At 70.6% G+C, this 16,353-nt stretch carries 16 protein-coding genes; 6 read left to right on the top strand and 10 right to left on the bottom strand.

Going from position 1 to position 16,353, the window contains the following annotated elements; all coding sequences use genetic code 11:
• The first annotated feature begins 47 nt into the window (after positions 1-47).
• From ACZ66S_RS37645 to ACZ66S_RS37655, 3 genes are read left to right on the top strand one after another with little or no spacing between them, the layout of a single operon-like run.
• On the top strand, positions 48-410 hold the full coding sequence (locus ACZ66S_RS37645; protein ID WP_469906077.1) for an ArsR/SmtB family transcription factor: 363 nt from the start codon (positions 48-50) through the stop codon (positions 408-410).
• Positions 394-885, top strand: coding sequence for an SRPBCC family protein (locus tag ACZ66S_RS37650; protein ID WP_469906078.1), 492 nt, complete (start codon positions 394-396; stop codon positions 883-885). The genes ACZ66S_RS37645 and ACZ66S_RS37650 overlap by 17 nt, the downstream gene beginning before the upstream one ends.
• Positions 885-1,625, top strand: a complete 741-nt coding sequence (locus tag ACZ66S_RS37655) for a dihydrofolate reductase family protein (protein ID WP_469906079.1) — start codon at positions 885-887, stop codon at positions 1,623-1,625. The genes ACZ66S_RS37650 and ACZ66S_RS37655 overlap by 1 nt, the downstream gene beginning before the upstream one ends.
• Here ACZ66S_RS37655 and ACZ66S_RS37660 read toward each other — a convergent pair.
• Positions 1,575-2,615 (bottom strand): DUF4241 domain-containing protein, encoded by a 1,041-nt coding sequence (locus ACZ66S_RS37660; protein WP_469906080.1) that lies wholly within the window; start codon positions 2,613-2,615, stop codon positions 1,575-1,577. The two genes, ACZ66S_RS37655 and ACZ66S_RS37660, sit on opposite strands and share 51 nt — an antisense overlap.
• Positions 2,616-2,697: 82 nt before the next feature.
• Between ACZ66S_RS37660 and ACZ66S_RS37665 the strand changes: the two genes are divergently transcribed.
• The gene (locus tag ACZ66S_RS37665) at positions 2,698-3,438 is read left to right on the top strand and encodes a VOC family protein (RefSeq protein ID WP_469906081.1); all 741 of its coding nucleotides are present in this window, start codon (positions 2,698-2,700) and stop codon (positions 3,436-3,438) included.
• Positions 3,439-3,478: 40 nt separating this feature from the next.
• Positions 3,479-5,233, top strand: coding sequence for an ankyrin repeat domain-containing protein (locus tag ACZ66S_RS37670; RefSeq protein WP_469906082.1), 1,755 nt, complete (start codon positions 3,479-3,481; stop codon positions 5,231-5,233).
• A gap of 122 nt (positions 5,234-5,355) precedes the next feature.
• Here ACZ66S_RS37670 and ACZ66S_RS37675 read toward each other — a convergent pair whose 3' ends face one another.
• The 5 genes from ACZ66S_RS37675 to ACZ66S_RS37695 form a co-directional block, all read right to left on the bottom strand.
• Positions 5,356-6,234 carry an RNA polymerase sigma-70 factor gene (locus ACZ66S_RS37675; RefSeq protein ID WP_469906083.1) on the bottom strand — a complete coding sequence of 293 codons (879 nt, stop codon included), beginning with the start codon at positions 6,232-6,234 and terminating at the stop codon, positions 5,356-5,358.
• Positions 6,231-6,845: a carboxymuconolactone decarboxylase family protein gene (locus ACZ66S_RS37680; RefSeq protein ID WP_469906084.1), complete on the bottom strand. Its 615-nt coding sequence runs from the start codon at positions 6,843-6,845 to the stop codon at positions 6,231-6,233. Before ACZ66S_RS37680 ends, ACZ66S_RS37675 begins: the two co-directional genes overlap by 4 nt.
• Before the next feature lie 70 nt (positions 6,846-6,915).
• Positions 6,916-7,641: a class I SAM-dependent methyltransferase gene (locus ACZ66S_RS37685; RefSeq protein ID WP_469906085.1), complete on the bottom strand. Its 726-nt coding sequence runs from the start codon at positions 7,639-7,641 to the stop codon at positions 6,916-6,918.
• A gap of 51 nt (positions 7,642-7,692) precedes the next feature.
• Positions 7,693-8,316, bottom strand: a complete 624-nt coding sequence (locus ACZ66S_RS37690) for an HAD domain-containing protein (RefSeq protein WP_469906086.1) — start codon at positions 8,314-8,316, stop codon at positions 7,693-7,695.
• 2 nt (positions 8,317-8,318) lie between these two features.
• Entirely contained in the window at positions 8,319-8,942 is a 624-nt protein-coding gene (locus ACZ66S_RS37695; RefSeq protein WP_469906087.1) for an RraA family protein, read from the bottom strand.
• 157 nt (positions 8,943-9,099) lie between these two features.
• Here ACZ66S_RS37695 and ACZ66S_RS37700 point away from each other — a divergent pair, with 157 nt between their 5' ends.
• Positions 9,100-9,942: a nitroreductase/quinone reductase family protein gene (locus ACZ66S_RS37700; protein ID WP_469906088.1), complete on the top strand. Its 843-nt coding sequence runs from the start codon at positions 9,100-9,102 to the stop codon at positions 9,940-9,942.
• A gap of 71 nt (positions 9,943-10,013) precedes the next feature.
• Here ACZ66S_RS37700 and ACZ66S_RS37705 read toward each other — a convergent pair whose 3' ends face one another.
• The 4 genes from ACZ66S_RS37705 to ACZ66S_RS37720 all read right to left on the bottom strand — a co-directional run bounded on the left by ACZ66S_RS37705 (position 10,014) and on the right by ACZ66S_RS37720 (position 16,234).
• Entirely contained in the window at positions 10,014-12,059 is a 2,046-nt protein-coding gene (locus ACZ66S_RS37705) for a HelD family protein (protein ID WP_469906089.1), read from the bottom strand.
• A gap of 79 nt (positions 12,060-12,138) precedes the next feature.
• The gene (locus ACZ66S_RS37710; protein WP_469906090.1) at positions 12,139-12,753 is read right to left on the bottom strand and encodes a TetR family transcriptional regulator; all 615 of its coding nucleotides are present in this window, start codon (positions 12,751-12,753) and stop codon (positions 12,139-12,141) included.
• Between the two features lie 28 nt (positions 12,754-12,781).
• On the bottom strand, positions 12,782-14,836 hold the full coding sequence (locus tag ACZ66S_RS37715) for a phosphotransferase (RefSeq protein WP_469906091.1): 2,055 nt from the start codon (positions 14,834-14,836) through the stop codon (positions 12,782-12,784).
• A gap of 324 nt (positions 14,837-15,160) precedes the next feature.
• A complete protein-coding gene (locus tag ACZ66S_RS37720) occupies positions 15,161-16,234 on the bottom strand; it encodes a phosphotransferase (RefSeq protein WP_469906092.1) in 1,074 nt (357 codons plus the stop codon).
• Between the last annotated feature and the right edge of the window lie 119 nt (positions 16,235-16,353).

Here is a 16,353-nt window from a genome sequence, read left to right on the forward strand (position 1 = left end):
CCCTCAGTGGGCTGACACGCATGCCGATATAGGCATACGATGACGTCATGGCACGAGCGGCGACGACCTCCGACGCGTTCAACGCGATCGCCGAACCGCAGCGGCGGGACATTCTGGTGCTGCTGCGCGGTGGGGAGCGGGCGGTGAACGATCTGGCGCGGGATCTGGGGATGACCCAGCCGCAGGCGTCCAAGCATCTGCGGGTTCTCCGGGAGGTCGGGCTCGTGACGGTGCGCGGGGCCGGCAAGCAGCGGCTGTACGGCCTGGACGCCGACGGACTGCGGCCGGTGCACGCGTGGTTGGGCGGCTTCGAGCGGTTCTGGGGCGAGAGCTTCGACCGGCTGGACCAGTACGTACGCGAGTTGGAACGGACGAGGCAGGAGGAACCCCACGATGACGACGACCGGTAGCGGCGGCACGGCCGCGGACCGCGAGATCGTGGTCGCACGGACGATCGGTGCCCCACGGGAGCTGGTGTTCGAGGCGTTCACGCTGGTCCGGCACCTGTCACGGTGGTGGGGGCCGGAAGGCTTCACCACCAGGACACGGTCCTTCGAGTTCCGCGTCGGCGGGACCTGGGACTTCGTGATGCGCGGGCCGGACGGGACGCACTACCAGGAGTGGATCACCTGGCGGGAGATCGTCCCGCCGGAGCGGATCGCCCTCCTGCACGGCGAGTCCCGCGACGATCCGAACGCCTTCGAGTCGGTCCTGACCTTCGAGCCGTTCGGCGACGGGACCCGGATCGTGATGCGCACGGTCTTCCCGACGAAGGAACTCCGCGACGAGGCCGTGGAGAAGTACCACGCGGTCGAGGGCGGCGAGCAGGCCCTCGGCAACCTGGCGGCGTACGTCACCGCTCTCGCCGAGGGAGGCGGGAGCTGATGGCCGGGAAGGTGTTCTTCAGCGTCACGATGTCGCTCGACGGTTTCATGGCACCGGAGCCGGTGCCGGTCGAGGACGTCTTCTCGCCCGGGAAGCGCAACGACCCGGACGTCAGGCGCTGGACCGCGAAGTGGTCGGAACTGCAGGCGTGGTTGTTCCCGCAGCGCTGGATCCGGGAGAACCTCGGGCTCGGCGAGGGCGGCGAGGAGGGACTCGACAACGACATCGCCCGAGCGGCGTACGAACGCACCGGCGCGAGCGTCATGGGCAGGCGGATGTTCGACCTGGGCGAGCCGTCATGGCCGGAGGAGGCGCCGTTCCACACCCCCGTGTTCGTCGTCACGCACACCGGGCGTGAGCCGTGGGAGCGGCCGGGCGGCACCACGTTCCACTTCGTCGACGCGGGCATCGAGACCGCCCTGCACCTGGCCCGCGAGGCCGCCGACGACCGCGACGTCCGGATCGCCGGTGGCGCCGACACGATCCAGCAGTACCTCGACAGCGGCCTGGTCGACGAGTTCACCATCACGCTCGCACCCGTCCTCCTCGGCACCGGCATCCGCCTGTTCGACCGCATGGACCCCGACCACCTGACCCTCGACCAGTCCCGCTCGACGGCGTCCCCCCGGGTCACCCACCTGACGTACACCGTGGCGAAGCGTCAGGCGGCGGAACACCGGCCCACGGGACTACCGGGGCAGGTCGGCGAACCTCACCCGCACGGCGAGAACGGCACCTGAAGCGTCGAGGTCGGCGTACACCGGGAAGTACCCGTCGCCCCAACCCGTCATCGCGCAGAGAAGCCGGGCGTCACCGATGTCCACCGTGCCGGCCTCCGCCTCGGAGGCGCGGACCTGGCGCATCACCTCCCAGTGGTGGGAATGCGGCCGGAAGTCCACCATCATGCGGCCACCGTTCTCCTCCTTCCACCGCAGCAGAGCGCGGGCCTTCTCCATCGCCTCCGGCACCGTCAGCCCGCGCCAGCCACGGACGCCTTCCTCACCGGGTTCGCCCAGCTCAGGGGCCGCGAACGTGGCGGCGGCCGCATCCGCGGAAGCACCCCAGAACGCCACGTCGGCCAGGCCGTCCACCGGTTCCTCGTGCTGCCAGGCATCGAGGGCGTCGGCGTCACCGAAGAGCACCCGCGCCCAGTCGACGCCTACGACACCGAGCTGTACGGACGACTCCACCGGCCCGTCGCCCGTCCGTACCACCATCTCCGACCAGCCCGGCCCCACCCCGTCGCCGAAGTCGGTCCGCGAGGCCAGCACCGGCAGAGCACGGTCGCGGGGCACGTCGGCCACCACGACGACGGGCACCCCGAACATCAGGAAGCCGCCGCCGCCCTCAGCGGCGGTCCGGCGTACTCGTCGAGCGTGCGGTTCGCGATCCGGCAACGCCTCCAGGCGGGCGTCCAGGCCGGCGGCGAGACAGTGTTCCTCGAACCGGGCCCCGAGTTCGGCCGTCCGGGACGCCGGGATGTCATGAATGAACGCGCCCGGCTGCCGGTCGAAACTCCGGGCCGCCGCCGACGCGTCCGGTCCGACCACGGCGAAGTCGACCGAACCGAGGACGTCGTCGGCCATGGCCGCGTCCTCGGCCCCGAGGAGGGCGGGGTCGATCTCCGCCGGCGACCGCTCCCCGCTCCACAGGCCCAGATGGCCGCCGTCGACGACGACAAGGGTCCCCGACGGGGAACGGATCTCACCGAGCTCGAACGTCTTTTCCATGGCTGGGGAGTCTAGGGCGGGCCCCGACCCCTTCGGGACGAGCAGCCGGACCCTCGCGGGGCGGCTGCATAGGATCGTCGTCATGGCACTGCGACCCGTGCAGGTGAACATCAAGGCCGTCGACGCGGCGGCCGTCGGGCGGTTCTGGGCCGAGGCGCTCGGGTGGATCGCCTACCGTCCCGGTGTCACCACCTACGTCGGTCCCGCGGGCGGACTCGTGTGGCCGGACCCGGTCGGCCTCGGGATCGACGTCGTCCCCGTACCGGAGCCCAAGTCGGCGGCGAAGAACCGAGTGCACCTCGATCTCGCCACCGACTCCCCTACTCATAAGGCGGAGTTGGTCGCCCGGCTGGAGTCCCTCGGGGCCACGCGCGTCGACGTGGGCCAGGGCGAGGTGCCGTGGACCGTCCTCGCCGACCCGGAGGGCAACGAGTTCTGTGTGCTGGAACCCCGGGAGGTGTACCGGGACACCGGGCCGATCGCCGCCGTGGTCGTGGACTGCGGGGATCCGCGGGAGATGGCCCGGTTCTGGGACGCGGCGACGGACTGGACCCTGCACGAGGTGACCGACGACCAGGCGGTGCTGCGGTCCGCCGAGGGGGCCGGCCCGTATCTCGAGTTCCTCCGCACACCGGACGGGGCGGCCGTGCCGGACCGCCTCCACCTCGACCTGCTGCCGTCCCCGGACGACGAACAGGCCGCGGAGGTGGCCCGGCTGCACGCCCTCGGCGCCACCGACCTCGACCTCGGCCAGGGCGACGTCCCGTGGACCTGCCTGTCCGACCCGGAGGGCCACGTGTTCTGCGTCCTCGCCCGTTCCTGACGTACGGAGCGTTGTCAGTGCCGTGTGCGACGCTCGGCGCATGGGGTTCTTCGATGATCTGGTGCTGGGGGAGGAACCGGCCGTCGAGCAGGCCGTGTCGATGCGGTTACGGCCGCCGGGGGAGGACGAGGGCCGGTATGCGCCACCCGTCGACCGCTGGGCACCCGCCCTGCTGCCACAGCTCGACGTGGTCGGTGCGGGGGCCGAGACACGGGTCCTGATGACGGGGTGGTCCGTGTGGGCGGGGTCGGTCACCCTGCATCTGGCGGTGTTCCGCAAGGTCCGCCGGCAGAGCGGGGCCGTGCGGCGGCAGTCCGGACTGCGGGTGGGGCTGCTGTTCTCCGACGGCCGGCGGGTCACCTCGCTGGACGGCACGGTGACGCGGAGGTTCCCGTACACCGGACCGCAGGGAGAGACGCGGGAGGCGGCGACCGAGCAGGCGATCGGTCTGATCCCGCTGGACCCCGGCCTGCACCACTCCCACAGATCCCTGTTCAAGACGGACGTCGACCTGTATCTGCCGGAGCTTCCCCCGCCCGGCCAGGCGCAGTTGGTGGTCGAGTGGCCGGACGAAGGCGTGCCCGAGACCCGGACCCCGGTCGACGCGGACGCGCTCCGGGCCGCCGCGGGCCGTGCGTTCGAGGTCTGGCCCGGTCTCCGGCCGCCGGATCAGGAGGCGCCGTCGGGGTCGTTCGCGACGGTGGAGGTCAGCGGACCGCCGGCCCTCCTCGCGCCGCCTCTCGACCGACGTCAGCGCGAGGTTCTACGGCGTGAGGAGGAAGCCCGGCAGAGGTACGTTCCGCGACCCGACTGGCAGCGCGTGGGCTACTGCGAATGGGGCGACGCCGCCCTGGTCAGAGCCCGGTTGGCGGGGGGCGCCCCGCCCGACGCACGCGTCGGATGGCAGGGCACCACCCCGCTGCACCTCACGGCGGAACAGGGCTCGGCGGAAGCGGTGGCCGCGCTCCTGCCCCACGTCGCCGACGTCGACGTACGCGACGACGAGGACCACACCGCGCTCTGGCACGCCGTCCACAGCATGGACGAGGCCACGGTGCGCGCACTGATCGACGCCGGGGCGGACGTGTGGACACCGCAGACGGAGACCTGGTCACCGGGCCGACTGCTGCTGACCACGCCCCTCGCCCCGCTCGTCCAACACCTGCCGGGCGCCGTGGAGTTGCCGCCCGAGGAGGTGGCCGCCCAGCAGGCGGCCGACGCCCTCATCGCGGCGTTCGGCACCGAGTCGATCTGGACGGAAGGGCTGGGCGTCTGCTTCGTACAGGGCCTCGGCGAGGACGCGTTGCTACGACGGCTCGGCACCGATCCCGCACAGTGCCCGAAGACCGACCCCGACCACGTGCCCTTCGATCCGGACGACTACGACGAGTCCCTGCACCACGTGGGCGTCCGAGGTGTCGACGGCTCCCCCGGCGGCTGTGTGATCACCCAGGACGGCTACATGCCCAGCGACGACGCCGTGCTGCGCGCGATATCCGCCGGGACCACCGCCTACGGGGTCTACTTCAACCCCAAGGGCGGCACCTTCGGCACCCTGGCCCGTGACGGCGAGATCGTGGCGTCCGACGAGATCGGCATCGGACCGCACCGCTCGGACCCGTCCGCCTACTGGACCTTCCGCTTCTGGCAGCGCAATCACGCGTTCCCTTACGGCGCGGACATCCTCGCCTACTGCTGCGCCGCGGCCGGCCTGCGGATCACCGACGGACGGGACACGGTCGACCGCCGGGCCTCCCGCCGCTGGGTACCCCTGCCGACCCGACTGCGGCGCTGACCGCGGGCCCCGGCGGGAGCGCGACGCGGTCGGCCCGGCGGGTCACCCGGCCGACCAACCCGCCCGTTCCACCGTCACCCCCGATCCGGGCCCCGCCCAGACCTCCCCCTCGCCCCACCGGCCTACCTGCTCAGGGGGACCACCTCATCCAGGCGACCGAGCTTTCGGGGGTTCCGCACCACGTAGATCCCAGTGATCCGCCCGTCCTCGACCGTGAGGCTCACCGCGGCCGCCTCACCGTCGAAGTCGAGCCGTCCCGCGGGAGCGCCGTTGAGCCAGACCGCGGTCGCCTCGAACGCCGTCACCACCTGGTGCGCCCGTGCCAGCAGCTTCGCCACCACGTCACCCCCGCGGATCGGCACGAGTGCGGCAGCCACCTGCCCCCCACCGTCGGCGATCATGACCACGTCCGGAGAGAGGACCTCCATCAGCTCCTGCAACCGCCCGGTCCGCAGCGCGAGAAGGAACCGTTCCACCACGGCCCGCTGCTCCGACCGGCTCACCCGTACCCGGGGCCGCCGGGCCGCCACGTGCTCCCGGGCCCGCCGCGCGATCTGCCGTACCGCGGTCGCGGACTTCCCGGTCGCCGCGGCGATCTCGCCGTACGGCAGGTCGAAGACCTCACGCAGGACGAACACCGCCCGTTCCGTGGGTCCGAGTGTCTCCAGGACGGTCAGCATCGCGATCGAGACGCTCTCCGCGAGTTCGACGTCCTCGGCGACATCGGGGCTGGTCAGCAGCGGTTCCGGGAGCCACTCGCCGACGTACTCCTCGCGGCGGCGGGACAGCGTCCGCAGTCGGTTGAGGGCCTGGCGGGTGACGATCCGGACGAGATACGCCCGGGGCTCGCTCACTCGCGCACGGTCGACCTCGGCCCAGCGCAGCCAGGACTCCTGGAGCACGTCCTCCGCGTCGGACGCCGAGCCGAGCATCTCGTAGGCGACCGTGAACAGGAGGCCCCGGTGGACGACGAACGGGTCCTCCCCCGTGCCGCCGCTCATGGCGTGGGTGCCCCGCCCGAGTCCGCGGGACGTGTGGACAGCGGGCCTTCGCCCGGGCCCCTTGAACTCGCGGCCAATGGGACTCCGCAGGCGTCCGAGAACCCCTGGGACGTGATTCCGAGGGCCGTGTTGTTCCTGGTCGACAGGTTGGCGAAGGCGATGGCTGCGGTGAGTTCGACCAGGGCCGCCGCGCCGAGCCGGTCGAGCAGCCGCGCCGACAGTTCGTCGGTGACCGTCGGCGGTGTGTCGGTCATGGCCTCGGCGTACTCCAGCACGTCCCGCTCCAGCGGAGTGAACACGTCGGACTCGCGCCAGCGCGGCACCTGGCTCGCCTTGGCCAGGTCGAGATTCTGGTTCTGCGCCTGGAAGTAATTGATGTCGAGGCACCAACTGCAGCCGACCTGGGCCGCCACGGCCATGTGCGCGAACGTCTTGAGCCCCTCGTCGGCCATGTCCCAGGCGCGCACACGCGCCCCGAACTCGCCTGCGGCCTCCACCACTTGCGGGTTGTGCCAGGTCACCTCGACGGGCTCGGGCACCCTCCCGAACTCCTTGATCATGCTCTCGCTGACCTCAACGGTGAGTTCCGCCTTCGGAACGCGTAGCGCCATGGTGTCTGTCCTCCCTGGACGATCGCCGGTTCGGCATGAAGACACCGGCGGGCCCGCGGGTGTGACATCCCTAGGGGCGCAGTGCCACGAAGACCAGTTCCTTGCCCGGCCGGTCCGGCGCCTCCCGTACGTCCTCCACCACGAACCCCCGCGCGCCCAGCTCCGCCTCCACCTCGGCCCGCTCCCGGAAACGCAGGGTCGAGTCCGAGGTCAGCACCCGCCCGTCCGAGGCGAACACATAGGTCCACCGGAAGGTCACCAACCGGCCCTTCAGCCGGGTGACTTCGACCCAGCTCTCCACCTCCCCGACACCGGGCACGTCGGTCACGGCGTACGACGCCTCCCGGTTCCACTCCTCCCAGGCCCGCCGTGCGGGGTCCCGCGTCTCGAACACCAGCCGCCCGCCCGGCCGTAGCGCCTCGTACGCGCCCCGCAGGGCCCCCCGCCAGGCATCCGCTTCTACGATGTGCTGGGAGACGTTGGCCGTCATGGTCACCAAGTCGACGTGCAGCGGCGGCAGTTCGGACGTGTCCCCGTGGATCCAGCGCACCCGCTCGCTCCCCGGTCTCCCGCGGGCCACGTCGAGCGAGGCCAGGGCGGGGTCGACCCCGACGACCTCGACATCCCGCCGGGCCAGCAGCAGCGCGAACACCCCTGTCCCACAGCCGATGTCCAGCACCCGCCGTGCGCCGAACTCCTCCACCATGCGGAGATAGGCGTCGAGGTCGCTGCGGTCGGGGTCGAGGGCGTCGTAGATCGCGGCGAGCCGTGGATGGGTGAACCCTTCGTCAGCCATGGGGGCGACCGTAAGACAGCGGGGCCCGGGCGACCACTCGATATCGACCGGTCACCGTCCTTCTCCCGCCAGCCACTCCTCCAGCACCGTGAAGTCCCCGTCACTGAGCCCTACTTGGTGATCGACCCGGAGGAGGAGAGCGCGTGCGGGGTGATGGGCCGCCACCCAGGCCCGGTCGGGCTCGGTGATCTCGTCGTCGACCCAGACGAACGGCCGTCCGGCCGCCCAGGTGACGAGAGGGCGGGTCTTCCAGTGCAGACCGGTCCGCCCCTCGACCTCCTCGTCCTCCACGTCCGGCCAGTCCACGAGCGGCAGCCGGGGCAGCCCGAGCCAGGGCGCGAGAACGGTGTTGGCGTCCTCGCCCCAGGTCGTGGCCCACACCAGCTCACAGCCGAGCGAGCCCAGACGCGCGCCGAGCGCGGGGTTCACGCGGGGCAGCAGCGGGTGGTCGGTGAGGGGATCGGGCAGCCCCTGGGCGGTCGGTGCGCCGGGGGGTCGAGGACGGTCGGTCGGAGGGCCGAACCGCTGTCGACGCCGGTGGGTCGGGGCGCCGGACTCGGAGGAAGGCAGACCGGTGACGGTATCCGGCCGCGCGAAGACCGGCCGGTACAGCGGATACGGCCCCGCCGCCCCGAACGGCAGCAGCGTCCCGTCGACGTCCAGAAAGAGAAGCACCCTCAGCCCTCGAACCCGCCCCGCGCGAGGAGTTCGTCGACACGAGCCCGGTGTGCCGCCTCCCAGTCGTCGAGTGTCTCGGCCGCCTCCTTCGCCAGCTTGGCGCGAGCACCGACCAGCACGTCGGCCCGGCGCGCGGCGGGGACCGCCACGACCCCCTCCTCGTCGGCGACGACCACGTCCCCGGCCTCGACCCGCACCCCGCCGCACCGCACGCCTTCACCCAGCGGCGTCACGACCCGCTTCGCGCCCGGGATGGGGATGACACCGCGGGCGAAGACCGGGAAACGGGCCTCCCGCACCTCGGCGAGGTCACGGATGAGCCCGTCGAGGACGAACCCGGCGATCCCCCGCCGCTGGGCGACCGCGCACACGTTCCCGCCGGCCAGGGCGAAGTCGAGGTCCCCGGACTCGACCACGATCACCGAGCCGGCCGGCGCCCGGTGGATCGCCGCGTGCAGCATGAGGTTGTCGCCGGGAGGGCACCGTACGGTGAACGCGGGCCCTGCGACCCTCGGCACCGGCCCCCACAACGGCCGGATCCCCATGTCCATGACCCGCTCACGACCGAGCAGATCGGCCAGGGTGGTCGTGGGAACGTCCGCAAACTCGCTGGTCTCGATCACGTCCCGGACGTTACCGTGCGGGTATGACTGCCGGGTCGGCCTTGTGCCGTGAGCGAGTTGGGTGCCCGGCCTCTGAATGAGGCCAGGGCGGGCCAGGAGCCCGCCCCTTTCTCTCCGCCTTCGCCTCCATGAAGACCAGTGAGAGAAAGAAGAGAGAGTGCCCCACCCTGTCCAGGACTTCAACCAGCGGATCATCGACGAGTTCCGTGCGCACCACGGCCGGGTCGGCGGCCCCTTCGAGGGCGGCCGCCTGATCCTCCTCACGACCACCGGTGCGCGCACCGGCGCCCCGCACACCACGCCCGTCGGCTACCTTCCCGACGGCGGCGACCGCATCCTCGTGATCGCCTCGGCGGGCGGCTCGCCCCGCCACCCCGACTGGTACCGCAACCTTGTCGCACACCCTAAAGTCACCGTGGAGAGCGGGGTGTTCACGTACGAGGCGAAGGCGGTCGTCCTGACAGGCGAGGAACGGGACCGGGCCTTCGCGCGGGCCGTGGAGTCGGACCGAGGCTGGGCCGGGTACCAGGAGAAGACCGACCGGATCCTGCCCGTGGTCGCCCTGCACGAGATCGCCCGCCCGGGCCCGCCGAACATCAACGCCTCCTCCCCGGCCGAGGCCATCAAGCTGGTCCACGACGTCTTCCGGCGCGAACTAGCGCTGATTCGGCGGGAGTTGGCCACAGGCACCACCACCCTCGGCGCCCAACTCCGCGTCAACTGCCTGACGTTCTGCCAGGGCCTGCACAACCACCACACCGGCGAGGACATGGCGATGTTCCCGTTCCTGGCCGACCGCCACCCGGAGGCGGCCCCCGCCCTCGACCGCCTGCGCGCCGAGCACGAACACATCGCCACGCTGGTCGAGGAACTCCGGAGGACCCTCTCCGAGCCGGACCTCGACACCGTCCGCACCTGGGTCGACCGCCTGATTGCCGAACTGGAAGCCCATCTGACGTACGAGGAGGAGCAGTTGATCCCGCTGCTGGGCGGGGCCTGATCAACCGGTGGGGCGGCCGCCACGTGGGAACACCCACGGGCGGCCGCCCCACCGCACACCCACGGCACGCCCTAGAACGGCAGCGGCCGCCCATGCACCACCACCAACCGCGACACCGCCCGGGTCAGTACGACGTACAGGCGGTGCAACCCCCGTTCCTCCGCCTCCGCGATCGCGGCCGGCTCGACGGCCACGACATGGTCGTACTCAAGCCCTTTGACCACACCCGCCGGCACCACGCTCACCCGTGCGCCCAGCTCGTCCGGCCCGGCCGCGGCGATCCCGGCCGCGTCGAGAGCCTGCCGTACGCGAGCCACGTCGGCGTCGGCCGCGACGACCCCCACGGACCCCTCGTACGCGAGTGACTCCCGTACGGCGTCCACGACCGCGCCCGGCAGAGCGTCCGGGGAGGTGGGCCGCACCGCCAACTCACCGTCCCCGCGCAGCGATCGCCCCTCGGGCACCTCCACGTCCAGTCGCGCGAGGAGCCGGTTGGCGAGGGCGACGACGGCCTGCGGCACCCGGAAACCGAGGGTCAGCGGTACGACGGCCGCGTCCGGCTTGCCGAGGTGCCGCAGGACGGTGTGCCACGAGCGGGCCGCCCAGGGCGTGGTCCCCTGTGCCAGGTCGCCGAGCACGGTCACCGACCCGAAACGGGCCCGGCGGCCGATCGCCCGGCACTCCATCGGGGACAGGTCCTGGGCCTCGTCGACGACGAGATGGCCGTATCCCTCCGGGTGCTCCACCAGCCCGGCGACCTCGTCGAGCAGTACGAGATCGGCCGCCGACCACCGCGCCGACTTCCACGACCGCGGCGGCCGGGTCCACAGCAGGTCGCGCTGCTCGTCGGCGTCGAGGATCCCGTCGGCGGCGGCCGCCAACTCCTCCCGGCCGCCCAGCAGCGAGGCCACGACCTCCTCGGGCAGCGCCTTGGGCCACACGGTGTCGAGGAAGGCCCCCATCGTCCGCGACCGCGAAATCCGTTGCACCCAGGCGCCGTTCTGCGGCCCGGCGCGTCGCTCGGCCTGCAACTGCACACTCCGCACCACCCGCCCGCGCACCCGCTCCCTCCCGACCCCGTACGGCGGTTCCTCCTGCCGTACGTCCGCCACGATCCGCGCGAGTTCGCCGGCTCCGACCCGCCAGCGGTACGAACCGTCCTTGAACTCCAGGGAGTCGGACGGTGCGGTCGACACGCGTGCGTACAGCGCCCGGCGCAGCACCTCCGCCATGCGGGGGTCGTGCTTGAGGACGGCGGCGGGACGGGCGTCCGTGGCCGTGACCGGGTGGCGGGCGATCTCGTCCTGGAGCGTGGACTGCCGTACGCCGCTCTCGCCGAGGGCGGGCAGCACCTGGGAGATGTAGGAGAGGAAGGTCCGGTTGGGCCCGAGGACCAGGAGCCCGCCGCGCCGCATGCGCTGCGGGTGCGTGTACAGCAGATAGGCGGCCCGGTGCAGTCCGACGGCGGTCTTTCCGGTGCCCGGAGCGCCCTGGACGCACACGGAGACGGCGAGGTCGCCGCGTACGAGGTCGTCCTGCTCGGGCTGGATGGTCGCGGCGATGTCCCGCATGGGCCCGACGCGCGGCCGTTCGATCTCCCGGGCGACGATGTCGCTGACCTGCGCCGGCCCGCCGTCCCTGAGGTACTCGTCCTCCAGCCCGGTCAGGTCCGCGGTGTCCCCCTTGCTCCCCGGCGCCCACCCGAACCGCCGCCGCACGGCGACTCCCTGCGGATCGCGCGGGCTCGCCTGGTAGAAGGCGCGGGAGACGGGCGCACGCCAGTCGACGACGAGCGGCGGGGCGGCGGGATGCTCGGTGATCCGCAGCCGGCCCAGGTGATACGCCTGCCCGGCGTGCTCGCCGTGGTCGAACTCCAACTTCCCGAAGAACAACGGCCCTTCGGGCAGCTCCCGCATCTCCTTGGCCTGACTGCGCAGCCGGTACCCGAGGACCTCGGCATCGGCCCCGGAGGCGGAGACGTCCTCCCCCACGACGACCTGCTCCTGCGCCCCGTCCACCATGGCGGCGAGCGCGGCACGGCAACGGTCGTGGTGGACGCGCTCGAGGTGGAGGGACTCTTTCAGGGCGAGACGGGGAGCGGGATCGGCTGACGTCATGGGGACGAGCGTACGCGAAAAAATGAAACTGAGTTAAATTTCTTACCGAGTCACTGATGATGGAATCGGGTCAACCCCCTCACTGTTGGTCGAGCCAGGTCAGCCCGCTCACCAGCAGCCCGAACGCCCGCTCGGCCGCGGCCACGGCGTCCCCCCGCACGTCCTGAACGGACTCCCCCGCGGCGATCCGCCGCCAGTTCTCCATCGCGAGAACCCGCCGTACGGCGATGATCTGCCCGGCGGCCAGCCGCGCGTCCAGATCCCCCCCGAGCACCTCGGCGAGCGCGGCCTCCTGCCGCTCCAGGTGGGTGTGCGCCCGCGCGACCAGCGCGGGAGTGCCGTAGAGGAGCCGGTGGAAGGCGAGCACCTGGGGATGATCACTCAGCCCGGTGGCGGGATCCTCCCGCTCCAGCCCATCGAGGAAGTGCCGCCGGAGAGCGACGAGGGGCGGCTCCTCGGCCTCCGCCACCACCCGCGCGGCCTCGTCCTCGTGATCGGCGATCCGGTGCAGGACGAGATCCTCCTTCGCCGGGAAGTACCGGAACAGGGTCGGCTTGGAGATCTCGGCGGCAGCGGCGATCTCGGCCACGGAGACGGCGTCGAACCCCTTCTCCAGGAAGAGCCGAATGGCGATCTCGGACACGGACTCGTACATCCGCTGCTTCTTGCGCTCACGCAGGCCGGGGGTGGACATGGGGTGAGCCTACGCACCGGGGCAGGGGTCAGCGCAGCGCGAAGGCGAGGTAAGGATTCTCCGGCCAGCGGGTCGGAAGGCCCAGGGCGGTCGTGGCCGCCAGCAGGGTGGAGGCGTAGGTGTCCACGGCTCGGCGGACATTAGGAGCGTGCAGGCCTACGCCCGTCACCAAGCGGTCGAGGTCGACGTATGCGGACCGAACCGATTCCATGCGCCAGTACACGGGCCAGTCCGAGGCCATGCCCCGCGTGTACACCGCATCCAGCCGGTCTCGCCAGCGTTCGAGCATGAGCTCGCGGATCTCGGGTGTGGTGGGAGTCAGATACATGTGTCGGACCAGGTCGTAGAGGGGATCACCGACCAGTGCCATGTCCCAGTCGATCATCGTCAGTTCCAGTTCGTCCTCTCGGCAAACGAGATTCCACGGGTTCAGATTGCCGTGCACGAGGGCGGGCTTCCGACGATCGACCTCCCACGGACGCATGATCTCTCGCAGTGCTTCGGCGCCGGGCAGACCGAGGATCTCGGCCAGTTGCCGCGACTCCCGCGGCAACCGCCCGACCAAGTCGACGAGCTGGTCCTTCAGCCACTGGGAGAAGGAGAAGTCCTTCCGTGACGCCACCAGGTCGACTGCGCTCGCGTCCACTCCGGTCAAGGCCGCGAGCTGATCGATCACTGCGCTCGCCTGCTGGGGAGACAGGCCCTCCACCGGATGCCTGGGCGGCACGCGCCCGCCCGGCGACTCGTAGGTGTGGATGGCGAACGGATGCCAGGGACGGTTCGCTCCCACCGCCAGAACCCGCGGTGCGGCCACCGCCACCCTCGACTCTTCGATGGCCCTCAGTACGGCATGCTCACTGAGATGGCTTCCCTCCGAGCGGGGCCTGGGCAGCTCGCGCCGCACCACGACGGGGGCCCCGAAGTCTGGGATGCGCACGACTGTGTTCAGGTGTCCTGAGCCTCTGAACACATGACTTGCGGGTGCCTTGACCTCCCGGGCGAGGGCTCCACGGACATGTGCGGCGGGGAAGTCCGTGCGCACCGGGAAGTGCCGCTCCGGTTCCCAGTGGATTCTCGCGCCGTGGTTGCGTCGGCCACGGCGCCGCGGCCCCACCCGCCGGGCGGACCGCCAGCGGAACAATGTCTGCTCGATCTCCCGCTCATCGGGCATGTTCCGCAGCTTCAGCGGCGCCGCCGCGGCCTCCAGTGCCCGATGGACGGCGGTGGTTGCCTCGTCCAGGCTCTTCTGGTCGTACGAACCCTCCAAGGACATCGCGGCCCGCATGATGTCCGGGAACACGGACTGCGCCCGCTCGAAGTCCAGATAATGAGCGAGGTCCTTGGCCACGCCGTCGACAGCCGCCGGGCGTAGCGTCAGCATGTCCTTCACCCACCAGCCGATGACTCCGTCCCACTGCTCGCGCCGGTAACGCGTCCGCACCAGATGGATGGCGAGGTCATGAAGAGGATCGCCGTAGGTGGCGAGCTCCCAGTCGACACAGATGAGGGGCGGCTCACCGCTGTACGGCACGATCAAGTTGTCACGGTGCAGGTCTGCGTGCAGGAGGCTGTAAGGCCGCTGGGTCATCGCCGGTACGTCGTCGGCGAGCCTGAGGAAAACGTCCTCGGGGATGCCGAAATCCTCGAACAGCTCGCTGAAGGCCGGCCAGTTGGGCTTGCGGACCTGCTCGTCAGCCGCGAGCATCAGGGCCCGCAGAAAAGCCTCGCTGTCCCCGCCCTTGCACGTCTGCCAAGTAGGCGGCAGAGGCGGCAGGCTTTCCCGGGGCACCTGGGTAATGCGGGCGAGGAGTCCGGTCTGTGCCTCGATGAGCACCGTGTCCATGTGCTTGTTGTCCGGACACAGGGTGGAGAGCGGCACTCCTTCCACATAGCCGAGGATGGTGAAATCGTCCCCACTGAACAGACATCGGGGCGTGCAGGACAGCGCGGTCTCGCGGGCGCTGTCGAGAGCACGCAGGATGTCCGACTCGTCCCATGTGCGGATCACCACGGGGTGGGCCAGGGACTCCGGGCGCCGGACACGTACGGTAACCAGGGTGTGGGGCTCCACGCCCAGCAGCACGGCCAGATCCTGCGACAGGGGGGCTACGTAGTTTCGATTGTGGTGTCCGCTGCTCGCTCGTCCGGTCGCCTGTGCTCGCTTGGCGAACGCGGTGGCAGCAGCTTTGAGTTCTTCACTGGTGGCCTGCCCCCCGAGACTTGTACGGGGAGCGGGAAGTGCGCCCACGGGATGCTCCAGTGGTTTGAGCTGTCGGCAGGGCCGGGGGCCAGAACCCTAGTGCACGCCAGGCCCCCGCAGCGCACGCACACATGCTGACGCACAACTCACAGGCTTTGCAGGAATCTCAGAAAGGCCACGGAATCTCTGCGCCAATTCCCGTCCGCCTCAGTCGGCTTCGATACGGCGGTGCCATCGCACCAGAGCGCCCATGATCTGCGAGTGGCTCGGCGTCTCCAGCCCGAGGGGCTCGGCTGCGTATCCCAGCACCCGCTGCAACCTGCGGGCCGCCAGAGGAAGTCCGGTCCAGTTCAAGGTCGTTCTGTCCCGCCGCAACAAAGACTCCGACACCCGGATCACGTCCGTGAAGACGGACTGCGCCCTCTTGAAGTCGAGGATCAGCGGCAGGTCGTGTTCCCAGCCGTTCGAACTGCCAGGCCGGACTCGATCGACGACCCGGCACCAGTCGCGAATCACACGTCGGTGCTGGTCATCAGGGAACCGCATGAGGTAGAGGTGCGTGGCGAGGTCGTAGAGGGGGTCGCCTAGCATCGCCAACTCCCAGTCAATTGTCCACAGTTGGCCCCGAGCGTCGACAATGAGGTTCTTGCGGTGAAGATCTCCGTGCAGGAGACAGAAGGGCCTTTCTCGCAGCCCTGACACATGCTTTCTGAGGAGGGCGAACGATTCGCCGCTCAGACCGAGATCCGCGAAGAGTTCACCAAACCGCTCGCTGTTCCTCGCGAAGACCTTCTCCTCACTGAAGGCGACAAGGCGCTCCAGGAAAGCGTCGGAGTCACCGTCATCCGCCCGGTCCTTGTCATCGCAGCGCCGCTTCACGCCGAGCATCTCCGGCGTGATCCTCACCATCTGACGGAACAGCTCGAGAAGCTGGTCGAGGATCGTCTCGGGCACGCGTCCGTTCCACAGGAGCCCCTGCCCGAGCGTGCGTCCCTCGATGAAGCCCTGCAGTCCCATCCCCTCGACATCCAGGACCTCGGGGATACGGCTGATCTTCCCCTGCAGGGCGCGCAGCAGCTCCTCCTCCGACTGGAAGCACCGGCGGTCGAACCACAGAATCTCGGTGCGCGGCTCCCGCAGCTTGACGATCCGGGTCCCACCCGGCATGGGAAGCACGTACGTCTCGTGGTGGTACCCCTTGAGCGGGCCTTTGACCACGCCGGCGTCGCCGCCGAGTTGCTGGGCGCGCCGACGCGTGCCGGACACCACTTGGGGAGTCATTCGCTGAGTTCAGCCTGTTCCGATGAGGCCCTGAAGTAAGGGATGAGGCACGTTACTGCACCACCGACCGCCCTCGGCGAAGAACCCCTCCATTGGCCGTACCCGCATCGCCGCCACGG

The organism is Streptomyces sp. NPDC107471 (assembly GCF_055582845.1).

Bases quoted from the DNA above. Each gene is read 5' to 3' on its own strand.
- ACZ66S_RS37645 (WP_469906077.1), top strand. From the start codon at position 48: ATGGCACGAGCGGCGACGACCTCCGACGCGTTCAACGCGATCGCCGAA.
- ACZ66S_RS37650 (WP_469906078.1), top strand. From the start codon at position 394: ATGACGACGACCGGTAGCGGCGGCACGGCCGCGGACCGCGAGATCGTG.
- ACZ66S_RS37655 (WP_469906079.1), top strand. From the start codon at position 885: ATGGCCGGGAAGGTGTTCTTCAGCGTCACGATGTCGCTCGACGGTTTC.
- ACZ66S_RS37660 (WP_469906080.1), bottom strand. From the start codon at position 2,615: ATGGAAAAGACGTTCGAGCTCGGTGAGATCCGTTCCCCGTCGGGGACC.
- ACZ66S_RS37665 (WP_469906081.1), top strand. From the start codon at position 2,698: ATGGCACTGCGACCCGTGCAGGTGAACATCAAGGCCGTCGACGCGGCG.
- ACZ66S_RS37670 (WP_469906082.1), top strand. From the start codon at position 3,479: ATGGGGTTCTTCGATGATCTGGTGCTGGGGGAGGAACCGGCCGTCGAG.
- ACZ66S_RS37675 (WP_469906083.1), bottom strand. From the start codon at position 6,234: ATGAGCGGCGGCACGGGGGAGGACCCGTTCGTCGTCCACCGGGGCCTC.
- ACZ66S_RS37680 (WP_469906084.1), bottom strand. From the start codon at position 6,845: ATGGCGCTACGCGTTCCGAAGGCGGAACTCACCGTTGAGGTCAGCGAG.
- ACZ66S_RS37685 (WP_469906085.1), bottom strand. From the start codon at position 7,641: ATGGCTGACGAAGGGTTCACCCATCCACGGCTCGCCGCGATCTACGAC.
- ACZ66S_RS37705 (WP_469906089.1), bottom strand. From the start codon at position 12,059: ATGACGTCAGCCGATCCCGCTCCCCGTCTCGCCCTGAAAGAGTCCCTC.
- ACZ66S_RS37710 (WP_469906090.1), bottom strand. From the start codon at position 12,753: ATGTCCACCCCCGGCCTGCGTGAGCGCAAGAAGCAGCGGATGTACGAG.
- ACZ66S_RS37720 (WP_469906092.1), bottom strand. From the start codon at position 16,234: ATGACTCCCCAAGTGGTGTCCGGCACGCGTCGGCGCGCCCAGCAACTC.